This window comes from Thalassotalea coralli, assembly GCF_055786205.1.
In genome coordinates this window covers 441,227-456,256 of record NZ_JBVVBK010000002.1, presented here as the reverse complement: position 1 = coordinate 456,256, position 15,030 = coordinate 441,227, and the positions used below count along the sequence as shown (strand labels likewise).

Annotated in this window: 14 protein-coding genes; 8 read left to right on the top strand and 6 right to left on the bottom strand. The window is 40.2% G+C overall.

The window, feature by feature from the left end; all coding sequences use genetic code 11:
* Positions 1-171: 171 nt before the first annotated feature.
* Entirely contained in the window at positions 172-1,101 is a 930-nt protein-coding gene (locus tag ACOB80_RS07435) for a dihydroorotate oxidase (protein ID WP_473165176.1), read from the bottom strand.
* A 185-nt stretch (positions 1,102-1,286) separates the two neighbouring features.
* Between ACOB80_RS07435 and ACOB80_RS07430 the strand changes: the two genes are divergently transcribed.
* Together ACOB80_RS07430 and ACOB80_RS07425 are read left to right on the top strand one after the other, a co-directional pair.
* Positions 1,287-1,859 carry a MiaE family protein gene (locus ACOB80_RS07430; RefSeq protein ID WP_473165175.1) on the top strand — a complete coding sequence of 191 codons (573 nt, stop codon included), beginning with the start codon at positions 1,287-1,289 and terminating at the stop codon, positions 1,857-1,859.
* Positions 1,860-1,870: 11 nt separating this feature from the next.
* Complete coding sequence (locus tag ACOB80_RS07425) at positions 1,871-3,115, top strand: glycosyltransferase family 2 protein (RefSeq protein ID WP_473165174.1); 1,245 nt, start codon at positions 1,871-1,873, stop codon at positions 3,113-3,115.
* 98 nt (positions 3,116-3,213) lie between these two features.
* On the opposite strand, the gene ACOB80_RS07420 is transcribed toward ACOB80_RS07425, so the two are convergent.
* Genes ACOB80_RS07420 through ccoN form a run of 4 tightly spaced genes read right to left on the bottom strand, consistent with a single transcriptional unit; the run spans position 3,214 to position 6,518 of the window.
* Positions 3,214-4,254 (bottom strand): c-type cytochrome, encoded by a 1,041-nt coding sequence (locus tag ACOB80_RS07420; RefSeq protein ID WP_473165173.1) that lies wholly within the window; start codon positions 4,252-4,254, stop codon positions 3,214-3,216.
* Positions 4,247-4,432 carry a cbb3-type cytochrome oxidase subunit 3 gene (locus ACOB80_RS07415; protein ID WP_473165172.1) on the bottom strand — a complete coding sequence of 62 codons (186 nt, stop codon included), beginning with the start codon at positions 4,430-4,432 and terminating at the stop codon, positions 4,247-4,249. Before ACOB80_RS07415 ends, ACOB80_RS07420 begins: the two co-directional genes overlap by 8 nt.
* Positions 4,433-4,437: 5 nt before the next feature.
* On the bottom strand, positions 4,438-5,082 hold the full coding sequence (ccoO, locus tag ACOB80_RS07410; RefSeq protein ID WP_473165171.1) for a cytochrome-c oxidase, cbb3-type subunit II: 645 nt from the start codon (positions 5,080-5,082) through the stop codon (positions 4,438-4,440).
* A gap of 11 nt (positions 5,083-5,093) precedes the next feature.
* The gene (gene ccoN, locus ACOB80_RS07405; protein WP_473165170.1) at positions 5,094-6,518 is read right to left on the bottom strand and encodes a cytochrome-c oxidase, cbb3-type subunit I; all 1,425 of its coding nucleotides are present in this window, start codon (positions 6,516-6,518) and stop codon (positions 5,094-5,096) included.
* A 258-nt stretch (positions 6,519-6,776) separates the two neighbouring features.
* Here ccoN and ACOB80_RS07400 point away from each other — a divergent pair, with 258 nt between their 5' ends.
* Positions 6,777-7,205, top strand: coding sequence for a hypothetical protein (locus ACOB80_RS07400; protein ID WP_473165169.1), 429 nt, complete (start codon positions 6,777-6,779; stop codon positions 7,203-7,205).
* A gap of 99 nt (positions 7,206-7,304) precedes the next feature.
* Here the strand turns inward: ACOB80_RS07400 and ACOB80_RS07395 are convergent, their stop codons facing one another.
* Complete coding sequence (locus ACOB80_RS07395) at positions 7,305-7,478, bottom strand: hypothetical protein (protein WP_473165168.1); 174 nt, start codon at positions 7,476-7,478, stop codon at positions 7,305-7,307.
* A 289-nt stretch (positions 7,479-7,767) separates the two neighbouring features.
* Here ACOB80_RS07395 and ACOB80_RS07390 point away from each other — a divergent pair, with 289 nt between their 5' ends.
* The 5 genes from ACOB80_RS07390 (at position 7,768) to hinT (ending at position 14,883) form a co-directional block, all read left to right on the top strand.
* A complete protein-coding gene (locus tag ACOB80_RS07390) occupies positions 7,768-8,385 on the top strand; it encodes a LysE family translocator (RefSeq protein ID WP_473165167.1) in 618 nt (205 codons plus the stop codon).
* A 337-nt stretch (positions 8,386-8,722) separates the two neighbouring features.
* Entirely contained in the window at positions 8,723-10,132 is a 1,410-nt protein-coding gene (locus tag ACOB80_RS07385; protein ID WP_473165166.1) for a TolC family protein, read from the top strand.
* Positions 10,133-10,136: 4 nt separating this feature from the next.
* Positions 10,137-11,435 carry an efflux RND transporter periplasmic adaptor subunit gene (locus tag ACOB80_RS07380; RefSeq protein WP_473165165.1) on the top strand — a complete coding sequence of 433 codons (1,299 nt, stop codon included), beginning with the start codon at positions 10,137-10,139 and terminating at the stop codon, positions 11,433-11,435.
* Positions 11,432-14,524, top strand: a complete 3,093-nt coding sequence (locus ACOB80_RS07375; RefSeq protein WP_473165164.1) for an efflux RND transporter permease subunit — start codon at positions 11,432-11,434, stop codon at positions 14,522-14,524. Before ACOB80_RS07380 ends, ACOB80_RS07375 begins: the two co-directional genes overlap by 4 nt.
* Before the next feature lie 8 nt (positions 14,525-14,532).
* A complete protein-coding gene (gene hinT / locus ACOB80_RS07370; protein WP_473165163.1) occupies positions 14,533-14,883 on the top strand; it encodes a purine nucleoside phosphoramidase in 351 nt (116 codons plus the stop codon).
* Positions 14,884-15,030: the final 147 nt, after the last annotated feature.

Here is a 15,030-nt window from a genome sequence, read left to right as displayed (position 1 = left end):
TAATCCAAATTGTGAGTGTAATCTTGTGACGTATCGAAACGCCCACAGCGATAATCCGCTTGACTACGGTGCCCACTTTGCCATGAATAAAACAAAAAGCAAGCGATAATTATGCATAAGTTATAAAGTTTATTAGCTAAGGTAAATAGTAAACATTGGAAATATTCTATTTTACAAATTTCTCAACTGGCCTTTGGCTTCATTAATTGACTGATAACCTTTACCAGACAACATTTCTATTAGTTCTTGATTGATACGTGTAAAGCAAGCGGGCCCTTGCTCTTGAAAACAGGTGCCAATTTGTACAGCATCTGCACCTGCGAGCAGATATTCGAAGGCGTCGCAACCTGATTCAATACCGCCAACCCCAATAATTTGAATGTCACTTCTCAATCGCTGTCGTAGCGCATTGACGTTTGCTAATCCTATTGGTTTGATTATGGCTCCTCCTAAGCCGCCAAAACCGTTTTTCGGTTTAATCAGTGGTTGCTGTTTATAGGGATCAATAACGAGTGTATTACCGATCGAATTGATACAAGTAACAAAGGCGACGTTGTGGTTATTAATTAGCTCAGCAATCGCATCGTAATGGCTAAAATCGAAATAAGCGGGGAGCTTGATACCAATAGGAGTATTTCCTAGGTTTCCAATAGCTTCCAACATTGCTGCTGATTGCTCAAAGTCATAGCCTAATTGAGGATTACCAATGATGTTAGGGCAAGAAAAGTTAACCTCTATTAAGTCGGCATCACTTTGCTGAAATGAGCGCAACATGGTTACATTGTCCTTGAGTGATAACCCAGATATGCTAATAATGACGGGCTTGTTGTGCTTCTTGAGCCAAGGAATAAATTCTAAATAGGCTTTGTATCCAAGATTGGGGAGGCCCATTGATTGAATTGAACCACCTTTAAAAGCTTGGTAGCGAGGAAGAGGGTTTCCTTCTCTTGGTTCAAGGGTACATGATTTCGTTAAAATCGCCCCTGACCCTGATTCACCAATCTCAGTTAACTCTACTAAAGTGGTGTCTCTTGGGCCTGAGGCGTTATAGATATAACTAGGAAAGTTAACGCCAGCTATGTTCGTTGAAATATCTACCATAAAACCTCACTTTGACAATGACTTTACTAATTGATAACGAAACATATTTTAAAATAGTGGAAGTGCTAGAGCTGTTAACTTTCGTAATTAATAACACTAATTGTGTTTGAATAGATTGAGGTTTATTTGGTTGCAGGTAAAATAGTGCGCAGTTTTATTGTTTTACCTTATTAAAGAATTGATCAATGTTTGAATTGAAGTACAAAACGCCATTTAGTTGGACAGAAGCTGTTTTAGCTGATTTTGATGCATTTTTACAAGACCATGCGGCTGCCGAGAAGAAAGCATCTGGTATGGCAGTTTCTATGCTTTCTCATTACCCAGATAGAAAAACACTTGTAAGAGCGATGACAGATCTAGCGATTGAAGAGCTGATTCATTTTAAGCAAGTGATTAAACTACTTCAGGCCAGAGATGTACAACTGGCTAACGATGAAAAAGATATGTACATCAAACAAATACGCGCTATTTTCCGCAATGGTAAAGATGTATTTTTCTTAGACAGGCTTTTAGTGGCGGGCGTTATCGAAGCGCGTGGTCATGAACGTTTTTCACTGGTTGCAGAAGCTTTACCAGCCGGAAAAGAAAAAGACTTTTATGTTTCAATCGCTAAATCAGAAGAGAAGCATAAAAACTTATTTGTTGAGTTAGCTTATGAGTATTTCGACAAAGAAGAAGTAGATCAGCGATTAGAAGAAATACTGGTTGAAGAAGCACGTATTTGCGAAGCGCTACCTTTTAGAGCTGCGCTTCACTAAGTAATAGCTTTATGTCTAATAAAGCGATTTGCAAGTATCTTGAACAATATGCTGAGCCAGAGGTTTCACACATCTCTGGTTTAACATTAAGTTCACATTGCAAAAAAGCACTTGTTATTCCTGCTTATAAAGAAAACCCAGCTTTTATCGAAAGGCTCTTTTCAAATAGTAATATTTGCAGAAAGTTATTGTTGGTTTTAGTGATTAATCAGCCAGATACTGATACAAATATCGCTCCTCAACAAGCCTTATACCAATTTGCACTTTCACTCGGAAAACTTGTTTTTCAGCGAAACTCTGTTTCTATTGTTTACCTTAGGCACTTAAATTCGCACATCGTCATAGTTGATAGGTTTACTTCACCTATTCCCTATAAAGTGGGGGTAGGGCAAGCACGCAAAATAGGAGTAGATATAGCGTTGGCTATGATTGCAACAGGGGCAGTTTCATCAAAATGGATCTATTCAACAGATGCAGACGCTACATTACCAGATAATTATTTTGATTATCCTAATAAAAGCTTTGATACCAGGTGTGTTGCTTTAACTTATGCTTTTAATCATTGTGGTCAGCAAGAAAATAGCGAGCAACAAGAAAAAGACGGACTGCAAAAGGATGTTGCCGACGCGACTCAACAATATCAATTGGCAATGTCATATTATAAAGCAGGGCTAGCCTTTGCTGGTTCACCCTATGCTTTTTTCACCATTGGCAGTATTCTTGCGTTTTCTGCAGAGGCATATGCGCAAGTTCGAGGATTTCCAAAGCGAAGTGCTGGCGAAGATTTTTATCTATTGAATAAACTTGCCAAGGTAGGAGCGATTACTGAAGTAAAAGACGCTACTATTACGTTGGAAGCGCGGTTGTCTGATCGAGTTCCGTTTGGCACTGGTCCTGCGGTAACCACGATAATAAATGACCTAGAGCAAGGGGTTGGTTATCACTATTACCATCCTCAAGTATTTGTCTGTCTTAAAGAAGCACGAGAGTTTCTTATATTGGTTGATCATCAAGGCGACATTGACAAGGCGTTAACGACTCTTTTAGAAACGACTCAAAAAGCGCTTGAAGATATTGGTGCTTATACCTTTATTGCCAAACAAAAACGTCAGTCTCATGAGCAGTACCGAAAGCAAGTTGATATCTGGTTTGACGCATTCAAAACGTTAAAATTTATTCATGCGGTAAGAGATATCGAATTTAAGAATATACCTTTGGAAGAGGGCATAGCAATAGCACCGTTTGATGTTGTTTGATGCCGCATGATGAGAAGTCAACTTGTAGGTTATTGCTATATTTGACGCATAAAAAAACCTCGCTATTGCGAGGTTTTTTGTATTAATCGTTTTATCGGTTAGTCTTGAGAAAGACTGTAAACATAAGCACTAATTACATGTACTTTTTGCTCACCTAAAATATCTTTCCAAGCAGGCATCACACCAGCACGACCGTAACGAATCGATTCTTGAACACCGCGCTCAGAAGGACCGTATAACCAAATATCATCGTTTAAGCGAGGCGCACCTAACGCAGCAACACCCATAGCCGCGCTACCTTCACCTTGTGCACCGTGACATGCCGCACACATCGCGAATTTAGCTTGACCAGCTGTCGCGTCACCTTCTTTAGACTGACGACCACTTAAGCTAAGCACGTAAGCTGCAACGTCTTTAACGCCTTGCTCACCACCTAACATAGTTTCCCAAGCGATCATACCTTGTGCTACACGACCGTGAAGTAGCGATGCTTTAATGTCTTCTGGTGTACCGCCGTATAACCAATCTTTATCAGCTAGGTTAGGGAAGCCAGTAGTACCGCGTGCATCTGAACCGTGACATTGTGCACAGTTTTGTAAGAATAAGCGTTGTCCTACACGAAGTGCCTCTTTACGACGAACCAAAGATTGTTGCTCTGCCGTTAAGTCGCCTTTTTCATCGAAATCGATTTCTTCGTTTTTCGCAGAAGCGATATCTTTAATACTAAGTGCCGCAAATTCAGCGAAGATTGGCCCAAATTTTTCGTCTGCCGCCTTAACTTCCATATCGTATTGAACGATAAGGTTGTTAGCTTTTGCATACTCAGCTTGTGCTTTTGAATCTTCAATGCTCATAATGTTTTGGTTTGAACTTGTCCAACCAAACAAGCCTGCCCAATTACCTAAGCCTGGGTAGAATAGTAAGTAACCAAAACCCCAAACAATAGTAATTAAGAAGAAAGTGCTCCACCATTTTGGTAGTGGATTGTTTAATTCTTCGATGCCGTCGAATTCGTGGCCCATAGACGCACCTTCTTCAACACCAGCAAAGTTTTTCAGACACCAGCGTAATAATAGGTAGCAACCTACTAACGTACCTAGTGACAGTACTGTAATCCAAATACTCCAGAAACTAGACATTATTATTAGTCTCCTGTTTGTTAATTTCTTCCTTGCGGTTTTCGTCTTCTTCAAAAATCGAGTTAGCTGCGCTATCGAACGCATCTTTACGTTTCTTGCTGTATGACCACACCACAATGATGATAAATAAAGCCAATATAAGTAGGGCGATAAAGCCTCTTAATGTTCCGTAATCCATAACGCTTACTTCAAAGCATGACCAAGAGATTGCAAGTAGGCGATAATGGCATCCATTTCTGTTTTGCCTTTAACGTCTGTTTTTGCATTCTTGATGTCTTCAGCCGAGTAAAGCGGAATTGGATTTCCGTTTTCATCTTTATGGCTTCGATTTCTCGTTAAGAAATTAAATGTTTCCATTTTCTTAGCAGTTAAGTTGCCGTCTAATTTAGTCTCTTCAAGCCATTTGAATGATGGCATGTTCGACTCAGGTACAACTGAACGAGGATCAATTAAGTGGGCGCGATGCCAATCATCACTGTAACGACCACCAACACGAGCTAGATCAGGACCGGTACGTTTTGAACCCCATAAGAATGGGTGCTCCCATACGTGCTCACCAGCTACAGAGTAGTGACCATAGCGTTCTGTCTCCGCACGGAATGGACGTATCATTTGGCTGTGACATACGTTACAACCTTCACGAATGTAAATATCGCGACCTTCAAGCTCTAACGCCGTGTATGGGCGTAAGTTTTCAACAGGTTGTGTTGTTTCCTTTTGGAAGAACAACGGAGTAATTTCTACTAAACCACCAATACTGATTGCAAAGATGGTGAAGATGAAGAACATGCCTACATTCTTTTCGACTTTTTCATGTTTATTAATCATGTTTCGTCTCCTTAAGCTTGTTCTTGACGCTTAAGACTACCGTCTTCAGCTGAAATAGTTTTAAACATGTTGTAAGCCATTAATACAAAGCCTGCTACTACTAATACACCACCTAAGAAACGGATGAAGTAGAATGGGTAAGAGGCTTGTAAGCTTTCAACGAAACTGTATGTTAATGTACCGTCAGTGTTAACCGCGCGCCACATTAAGCCTTGCATTACACCTGAAATCCACATAGCAACAATGTATAAAACGATACCTGCAGTGTGCATCCAGAAGTGAATGTTGATCCATTTAATGCTGTACATACGTTGTTGGTTAAATAGGATTGGAATTAAGTGGTACATCGCACCAATTGAAACCATCGCTACCCAACCTAATGCACCAGAGTGAACGTGACCGACAGTCCAGTCAGTGTAGTGTGAAAGTGCATTTACTGATTTAATCGCCATCATTGGACCTTCGAAAGTAGACATACCGTAGAAAGACAATGAAACGATTAGGAAACGTAGAATTGGATCGTGACGAAGTTTGTGCCATGCACCAGATAACGTCATGATACCGTTAATCATACCACCCCAAGAAGGTAGGAATAATACTACTGACATTACCATACCTAAGCTTTGTGCCCAGTCAGGAAGTGCTGTGTAGTGTAAGTGGTGAGGACCTGCCCAAATGTATAGTGAAACAAGCGCCCAGAAGTGAACGATTGATAAACGGTAAGAGTAAACAGGGCGTTCAGCTTGCTTAGGTACGAAGTAGTACATCATACCAAGGAAACCAGCTGTTAAAAGGAAACCTACAGCGTTGTGACCGTACCACCATTGCATCATAGCGTCGATAGCACCAGAGTAAATAGAGTAAGATTTCATCATTGAAACAGGGATAGCCATGCTGTTACCAATGTGAAGAACTGCAACCGTAATGATGAAGCCACCGAAGAACCAGTTCGCTACGTATATATGAGATGTTTTACGTTTTACGAGTGTTCCAAAGAACACGATGGCATACGCGACCCAAACAACGGCAATCAAAATGTCGATTGGCCATTCTAGCTCTGCATATTCTTTACTTGAGGTGTAGCCTAATGGCAACGTAATAGCAGCTAATACGATGATTGCTTGCCAGCCCCAGAAAGTAAAGGCTGCTAAAGAGCCACCGAATAGTGTCGTTTTACACGTTCTTTGCACAACGTAGTAAGACGTAGCAAAAAGAGCACTGGTACCAAATGCGAAGATTACCGCATTGGTGTGGAGTGGACGTAAACGAGAGTAAGTTAGCCAAGGAGTGTCAAAGTTTAACGCTGGCCATATTAATTGTGCAGCGATAAGAACACCCACAAGAGTACCTACAATACCCCATATTACGGTCATTACAGTAAATTGACGCACAACATCGAAGTTGTAGTCTACTGCTGACGTATCATTTTGAGTCATGTTTTGGTTTCCGCAGTTATAATTATTAAAGTCGAGTTAAGTAAAATACGTGACTATGCCATTTATAGTTATAGACTAAAAAATAGACATTCACACAGCGAGTCTTAAACCCGCGCGAATAATAGACATTTCAGCATTAAAAGTCATTAGCCAACGCGGTAAAATTTGTTTTAAATCAAAAAAAAACAATTAAGTGTTTAAATTGTCACCGATTGCAGGTAAATTGCGCCGCTTCTATGTGGTGATAGGGATTAAAAGTTGAATAAAATTACACAGTTTTTGCTGTTATTGTTGCTTATTTTGGGGTGCTCAGATAAGCAAAGTTACCAAGCGGTAGAGCCGCTATGTTTACCTAGTCAAAGTCAGTGCTTTTTTGAAAGTAAAATCGGTAAAGTTCAAATACTATTTGATCAGAAAAAGCTAGTGGCTGAAACCCAGTTTAATCTTATTGTTGAAATAGAAAGTAACCCTAATGTAACCGTTACTGGCTTTATGGAAGGCCAAAGCATGTATATGGGAAAAATCCCTTTGTTTTTCGAAAAGCAAGAGAGTGGTCGAATTGTTGCCAACAGTATATTTGGTAGCTGCGGAGAACCTAATATGGTGTGGCGTGTAAACTTAAATATTGTCGACCAATCCCAAGAATCACATACTTTTACTTTTACCGTTAATAGTTACTTAAATTAACATAACGCATTATATATCATGGGTTTGCGTGTAACGCGTTACATGGTGACTGTGTATATTAACTATTTATACTATCTAACATCTAGTTATATTCGCGTTTCAATTATTCTGTTTTTGACTCGGCGTAGAGTAAGTTGATGAAGTATTGAAACAAGGTTCTATTTGCTCAGTTGTGTCGTTTGCTATTGCTTTGGGTATAAAATTAATCGCTAAAAATACGGTTACTACTACACCAATTAATGTTAATGCTTCACGTTTGTTATTAGCTGCCATTTCATTCACCTTAGAGACTTTTAATCTCGCTATAGAGTTAAGTACTTCGAATAAATTAACGATGAACCTAAACGCTTGAGTCTATTACCACGAAAATTGACGTGTTTTCTATGGGTAATAGGTTTAGTCGCAGCGTATAATAAGTTGTTACATATGTTGTTGCTGTAAATCTTAGTTAAATGCTGTAATGAATTGTAGAGTAGTAATATTCGCCCTAGAAACAAAAAGCTGATTAATCGATTTAATTGCGTTAATGTAGCGCCGAAACAACAGTTATTCTTTTTTCTTTATGATTGATTACACAACACTTGCGGTTTTTATCCCTACATTCTTCTTTGTCAGTATTACGCCTGGAATGTGTATGACGCTTGCCATGACATTAGGTATGACTGTTGGTGTGCGAAGAACTATGTATATGATGCTTGGAGAGCTAATCGGCGTGGCTGTGGTAGCCGTAGCAGCAGTCGCTGGTGTGGCTTCTGTGATGCTGAAGTATCCGAGTGTTTTTGAGGTTGTAAAGTATATCGGCGGTGCCTACTTGGCCTTTTTAGGTTTTCAGATGTGGCAATCGAAAGGGAAAATGGCCATAGATATTCATGCAGAGATTGAAGTTGGCCGATTAACATTGTTTATGCAGGGCTTGGTTACTGCTATATCTAACCCCAAAGGCTGGGGATTCATGATCGCGCTATTGCCACCATTTATTAGCACTGAATTGCCCATTGTGCCGCAAATGCTGGTGCTACTATCTATTATTACCTTGTCAGAATTTGTGTGTATGATGATTTATGCATCCGGTGGTAAAACACTAAGGGTGTTCTTGTCGACAGGCAATAATGTAAAGATAATGAATCGTATATCAGGTTCGTTAATGATAGGTGTTGGCGTTTGGCTCGCTTTTGGCTAACGATTTAGTAAACTAAGCTCTGCCATTACTTCTTTGTTTTTCTTATAGATATTCAACTTTAACCTGCAATTAATTCCTTCCGTGCGTAAAGATCTAATTCGCCAATGCACTCGTAATCTATATGGTTATGTAAATAGCCTATTATTAGAACTGTAGACAAACGGTAACTTGTCGCAAAAATATAACCACTCATCGTACCTTTGATTAGTCATGAGTAAAGCTTTGTAAAGTGCGTTGCTTACAAAGAGCTGTGTTCTTTATAGTACAGTCAACCAAAATGCCCTTCTTGTAGGGTGTTTAACATTAGAATTTAAGATGAAAAGGGCATATCGATTTGATGAAGAATTCAATTTATTATGCTGTTAGTTTGGCCTTGTTTACAGCGGCTTGCTCAACACCTAGTGCAATCACTGAGCAAAGCAAAACGTTGCAGGCGCCAGTTAATTGGCAAGATAGCGAAGGTATCGCTATTTCGACCCAAAGCAAATATTGGGTCGAGAATTTTTCTGACCCAACTTTAGAAGACCTAGTCGCTAAAGCTGTAGAAAATAACCGCGAATTTAAAATTAACAAAATTGCTGTTCAGATAGCAGAAGAAAGAGCAAATGTAGCAGGAGCTGATTTGTGGCCAGATTTAAGCATTGGTGCTAGCCAGTCAAGAAGAAAGTCTGTCGGTTCTGATAATACGAGCTACAGCAACGCCGCTGATATTGATTTGCAGCTATCGTATGAAGTTGATTTATGGGGCAAGTTGTCTGATGCTCAAGAAGAAGCAGCATTAAATCTAGCATCTGCTCGCAACACCTTAAAACATCAAGAAATTCAGTTAGTTTCTAATGTATCGAGCGCTTGGTTTAATTTGATAGAAGCGAGACAGCTACTTAATTTATACCAAGAACGCGCAACCAACCTTGCCCATAATCTTGAAATGATCCAAGCTGGCTATCGTTTAGGTTTAAATCAAGCATTGGATGTTTATTTAACGCAAAATGATGTTAATCGTGAATTGGCGCGAGTAGCAGAACAAACCAATGCCGTTAAACGTGCGCAGCGAGACTTAGAGCTGTTAATCGGTAGTTATCCAGAAGCCAACTTAGCTTCAAGTAATGTACTACCTAAAGTCGATACTTCATTTTCTTTTGGTGAGCCATCTGAGTTATTAACCCAGCGTTATGACATTCAAAGCGCTTGGTTTGACATGCTCTCTGCCGATGCTGGATTAGCGGTTGCTCATAAGCAAAGATTCCCTAAATTTTCATTAACGGCGACTGCTGGTGATTCTTCTGATGAACTTTCAAACTTATTGAGTGGCAGCTCATTAGCTTGGTCGCTTCTAGGTAATTTGACCATGCCATTATTTGATGGTGGCCGACTTTCCTCACTAGAAGAACAAGCAAGATTGATAGTACAGCAAAAAGAACAATCGTACCTTGATAAGGTATATCGCGCTTTTGCTGATGTGGAAAATACCATCAGCGCTCGAAAATCACTCGCTGAGCGATACACACACTTTACTGCTGCACAAGAAAATGCGTTAGCGGCAGAAAAACTTTCATTCGAACAATACATGAAAGGGTTAGTGACATACACCACTGTATTAGAGTCGCAGCGACGCGCTTTTGATGCGCAAACAACCGTAATCCAATTAACCAATCAAATTATTCAAAATAAAATTGCCCTGCATGTCGCTTTAGGCGGTTCACCTTATCAATCATTCGCGCAGAATCAGGCAAACGAGGAGCTATAGATAAATGTTAGTTAAAAAATATGCGAAAGTAATTTTGCCTGTAGCAGTGCTGGCGGGTTTTTATATTGCAGCTCAAGTTGTGAAAGATAATCCTCCTCAGTCTCGACGAGGTGCGCCAAGCAAGGCGCCACAGTTGAATGTTGATGTACAAACGTTAAAGCGTGAAAGTTATGCTGTAACGATTGATAGCTATGGAACAGTAAAACCAAGAACACAAAGTGTACTTTTACCGCAGGTTTCCGGGCAAATAGTTAACATTTCAACCAAGTTTCGTGAAGGTGGCTTTTTTGAAGCTGGTGATGTGCTGGTTGAGATTGACGATCGTGACCTTAAAGCAGAGGTAAAAATAGCGCAGGCTAATTTATTCAGCTCTAAACAAGCGTTAAGTGAAGAACAAGCAAGAGTTGAACAGGCACTACAAGATTGGGAACGCTTAGGCAATGGTGACACGCCGCCTGATCTGGTATTGCGAAAGCCACAATTATTAGCAGCAGAAGCAAAAGTATATTCAGCACAAGCGAGTTTAGACAAAGCAGAGTTAGCGGTAGAGCGCTCGAAAATCGTAGCGCCTTTTACCGGTCGCATCTTATCGAAAGATGTTGATGTTGGACAAGTCGTTTCGCCGAGTACGCGTTTAGCTGAAATTTACGCGGTAGATTATGTAGAAATTCGTCTTCCACTAAAAAACAAAGACCTTCCTTACATGTTACTGCCAGAAAGTACGCGTTTTGAAAGCGAATCTGTACAAGAACAGCCTCTAGCAAGATTTACTTCTAACTTGGTTCAAAATCAGCATTGGTTCGGTAAAGTGGTTCGTACTGAAGGTGCTTATGATCAAAACTCACAACAGCTATTTGTTGTTGCGCAGATTAATGATCCGTACGGCAAAGAATCCAAACAAGGCATGCCTCTTAAAATTGGCCAATATGTTAAAGCGAAGATCAACGGTAAAGTTGTTGAAAATGCGTTAGTTATTCCAAACAAAGCTATTTACCAAGGAAGCTACGTTTATATTGTTGAAGATGACGTGTTAAAACGCACAGAAATCACCATCGATTGGCAAAATGAACAAGTCGCTATGATTGAATCAGGCCTTAGTGATGGTCAGTTGTTAGTGTTAACGCCGCTTGGGCAAGTAACGTCAGGCACGCCCGTCGCAATTAATGAACAAGATGGCCGTTTAATTGCGAAAAAGCCAGCTAAACGTCGTGGCGGTAAAGCAGACGGAAATCAGCCAAGAAAAGGTAAAGGTGATAAAGCAGGTAATAAGCCAAATGCTAACGGTAAAGGAGATCAATCATGATTAGTTGGTTCGCTAAAAACCATGTAGCTGCCAATTTATTGATGATTACGATTTTATTGGCAGGTGTTTTTTCAATTAAAAGCAATATTCCATTAGAGGTTTTCCCATCATTTGAATCAGATGTTGTTAACGTGTCGGTGAGTTTACGTGGTGCAACGCCTGAAGATGTTGAGCAGGGTGTTGCGATTCGCATTGAAGAAGCTGTTCAAGACCTTGAAGGTATCAAGAAGATTTCTAGTACCTCAACTGAGGGCTCTGCACGTGTGCGCATTGAAGCTGATAGTGGTTATGATGTTAGCGAACTTCTAAATGAAGTAAAAAGTCGAGTTGATGCAGTAAACACTTTTCCTGTAGACGCTGAAAAGCCGGTAATTTCAAAGTTACAACGTAAAAGAGAAGTTATTGCGGTAACAGTAGCGTCTGATTACGGTGAAAAAGAAATTCGTGAGTTTGCAGAAAACGTACGCGACGATTTACTAAATCTACCTGAAGTAACCCAAGTAGCGCTTGATGCGGTACGTAATTACGAAATCAATATCGAAGTTAGTCAAGACAAGCTTCGTCAATATCAAATTACGTTATCTGACATTGCTGATGCCGTAAAAGCAAGCTCGGCAGACATGTCTGCCGGTAATGTTCGTACTGAAGGCGGTGATGTATTGGTGCGCAGTAAAGGTCAAGCTTATCGTAAAGATGAATTTGAGCGTATTGTTATCAAAACCAACCCTGACGGTACTATGATCCAAGTGCGCGATGTTGCTGTGGTTCTAGATGGTTTTGAAGAAACGCCTTTACGTGCTCGCTTTAACGGTAAACAAGGGGCATTAATAGAGGTTTATCGTATTGGTAACCAAAATGCGATTGATGTTGCAGAAGCAGTTAAAGAATACATTGCTGATAGACAAGACACATTGCCTAAAGGTTTTGAATTAAGCTACTGGGATGATGATTCTGAAATTGTAAAAAGCCGTTTAAATACGCTTATCTCTAATGCAATGCAAGGTGGCTTCTTAGTACTATTGTTATTGACGTTGTTCTTGCGTCCTTCTATTGCTTTCTGGGTATTTATTGGTATTCCAGTGAGTTTTATGGGCGCATTTATCATGATGCCGGTATTTGATATTACTATTAATATCATGAGCTTATTTGGTTTTATCTTAGTGCTGGGGATCGTCGTTGATGATGCCATAGTGACCGGGGAAAACATATATCGCCATACTCAATCGGCAAACTCAGGATTAGAAGCTGCTATTAAGGGAACCGAAGAAGTAGCAACGCCTGTAACTTTTGGTATTTTAACAACCGTGGCAGCATTTTTACCTTTAGCTTTCATTGAAGGCTTTAGGGGCGCAATGTTTGCTCAGATCCCAGTTATCGTTATTCCTGTTTTACTGTTCTCGTTAATCGAATCAAAATTTGTTTTACCGTCGCACCTTAAGAATTTAAAACTACGCGGCCAGAAAGAAAAGCAATCTCGCTTAAGTTTATGGCAGCAAAAATTCGCCGATGGCTTTGAGCATGCGATTATTAAGTACTACAAGCCAATTTTATCGATAGCTATTCGTAATCGCTTTATGACCTTGTCGTTATTCATTGGTACATTTATCTTAATTCTAGCGTTTATTACCAGTGGTTGGACTAAGTTCGTCTTTTTCCCGCGTATTGCCAGTGAAACGGCAAGAGCTAATTTGAATATGCCTGTAGGCACCAGCTATGAAGTGGTTGATAGCTACACCAAGAAAATGGCAGATGCTGCGTTGCAACTTCAAGACAAGTACCGCAATGAAGATGGTACTAGTGTAATTTTGAACATCCTTGCCATTACGAAAGATGAAGTAGGGCGTGTTCGCTTCGAAATTACCCCAGCAGATCAAAACGATTCTGGTATAGGTACACGTGAATTAGTGCGCGAATGGCGAGAGCTAATTGGCAGTGTACCTGGGGCAGAAAGCCTAACGTATCGAGCGGAAATTGGTCGCGGTGGCGATCCAATTGATATTCAATTAGCAGCTAACGATTTAGATACGCTTAAGCATTTATCTGAAGTAGTTAAAGAGCGCTTGTATACTTATCCAACGGCGTTTGAAATTTCTGATAGCTTATCAAATGGTAAAGAAGAATTAGAAATTGAACTTACTGAACAAGGTTATGCGTTAGGAATGTCGAGAACAAGTGTTACGCGCCAAGTACGCGATGCATTTTTCGGTTCGCAAATTCAGCGCATTCAGCGTGGTCGTGACGATGTTCGGGTTATGATCAAGTTCCCATTAGATGAACGTCGCTCGGTTGCTAATCTAGGTGATATGTTGATTAACACACCAACTGGCGGACAAGTACCGTTATCCCATGTTGCTGTGTTGATTCCTGGAAAGAGCCCGTCAGCTATTAATCGTATAGACAGGTACAGAACGGTGAATATTACTGCTGACGTTGATAAGCAAGCAACGAATATGACAGTAGTAAATGCTGAACTAAAAGAGTTCTTAACTGAGCTTGTGGCTAAGTACCCTGGTGTTAGCTACACCTTAGAAGGTGAAGCGAAAGAGCAAGCTGAGTCTTTTGGTAGCTTACAAATGGGCTTAATCTTTGTTTTCTTTATTATTTACTGTTTACTTGCGATTCCGTTTAAGTCGTATATTCAGCCATTTATTGTTATGTCTGTTATACCGTTTGGCGCAATTGGTGCGGTTGCAGGGCACTGGATAATGGGGATGGATTTAACCATTATGAGTTTACTCGGCATGATGGCGCTAATTGGTGTTGTAGTTAACGACAGCTTAGTTTTAGTAGATTTTATTAATAAACGTCGAGCAGAAGGTGCTGAGTTGATGGCGGCCGTAATGACAGCTGGCCAATCTCGGTTTAGGCCTGTTATGTTAACGTCATTAACAACCTTTATTGGTCTAATGCCGCTGTTATTTGAAAAAGCAACGCAAGCGCAGTTTTTGATCCCAATGGCTGTGTCGTTAGGTTTTGGTATCATCTTCGCTACATTGATTACTTTAGTATTAGTACCAGTAAACTATTTATTAGTAGAAGATGTGAAAAGCTTTGGTAAACTATCAAAACAAAAGCTAGCGACCACATAGAGGAAGACATGGCGCAAGAAACCATTTTTTCAAAAATTATTAGGCAAGAAATTGATACGGAATTGCTGTACCAAGACGAGTTAGTAACAGCATTCCGTGATATTTCACCTCAAGCAGACACGCATATCTTAATCGTTCCGAATAAGCTTATTCCGACGGTTAATGATATTGAAGCGGATGATGAAGCAGCCATGGGACGCTTATTCACTGTTGCGCGTAAGTTAGCGGAAAAAGAGGGAATCGCTGAAGATGGTTACCGACTGATCATGAATTGTAATCAGCATGGTGGACAAGAGGTCTACCATATTCATATGCATTTAGTCGGTGGTCAACCGCTAGGGCGTATGTTGTCGATCTAAAACAACGCTTGATTCGTAAGATAAAGGGTCACCTCGGTGGCCTTTTTTTATAGCTAAATTGTATAACATAGTATATTAACTGGGTGTAAATGAGATAAAACGCCAATTGTCTACGACTAGCAGCAATGCGATATTTCTCTTCCTAAT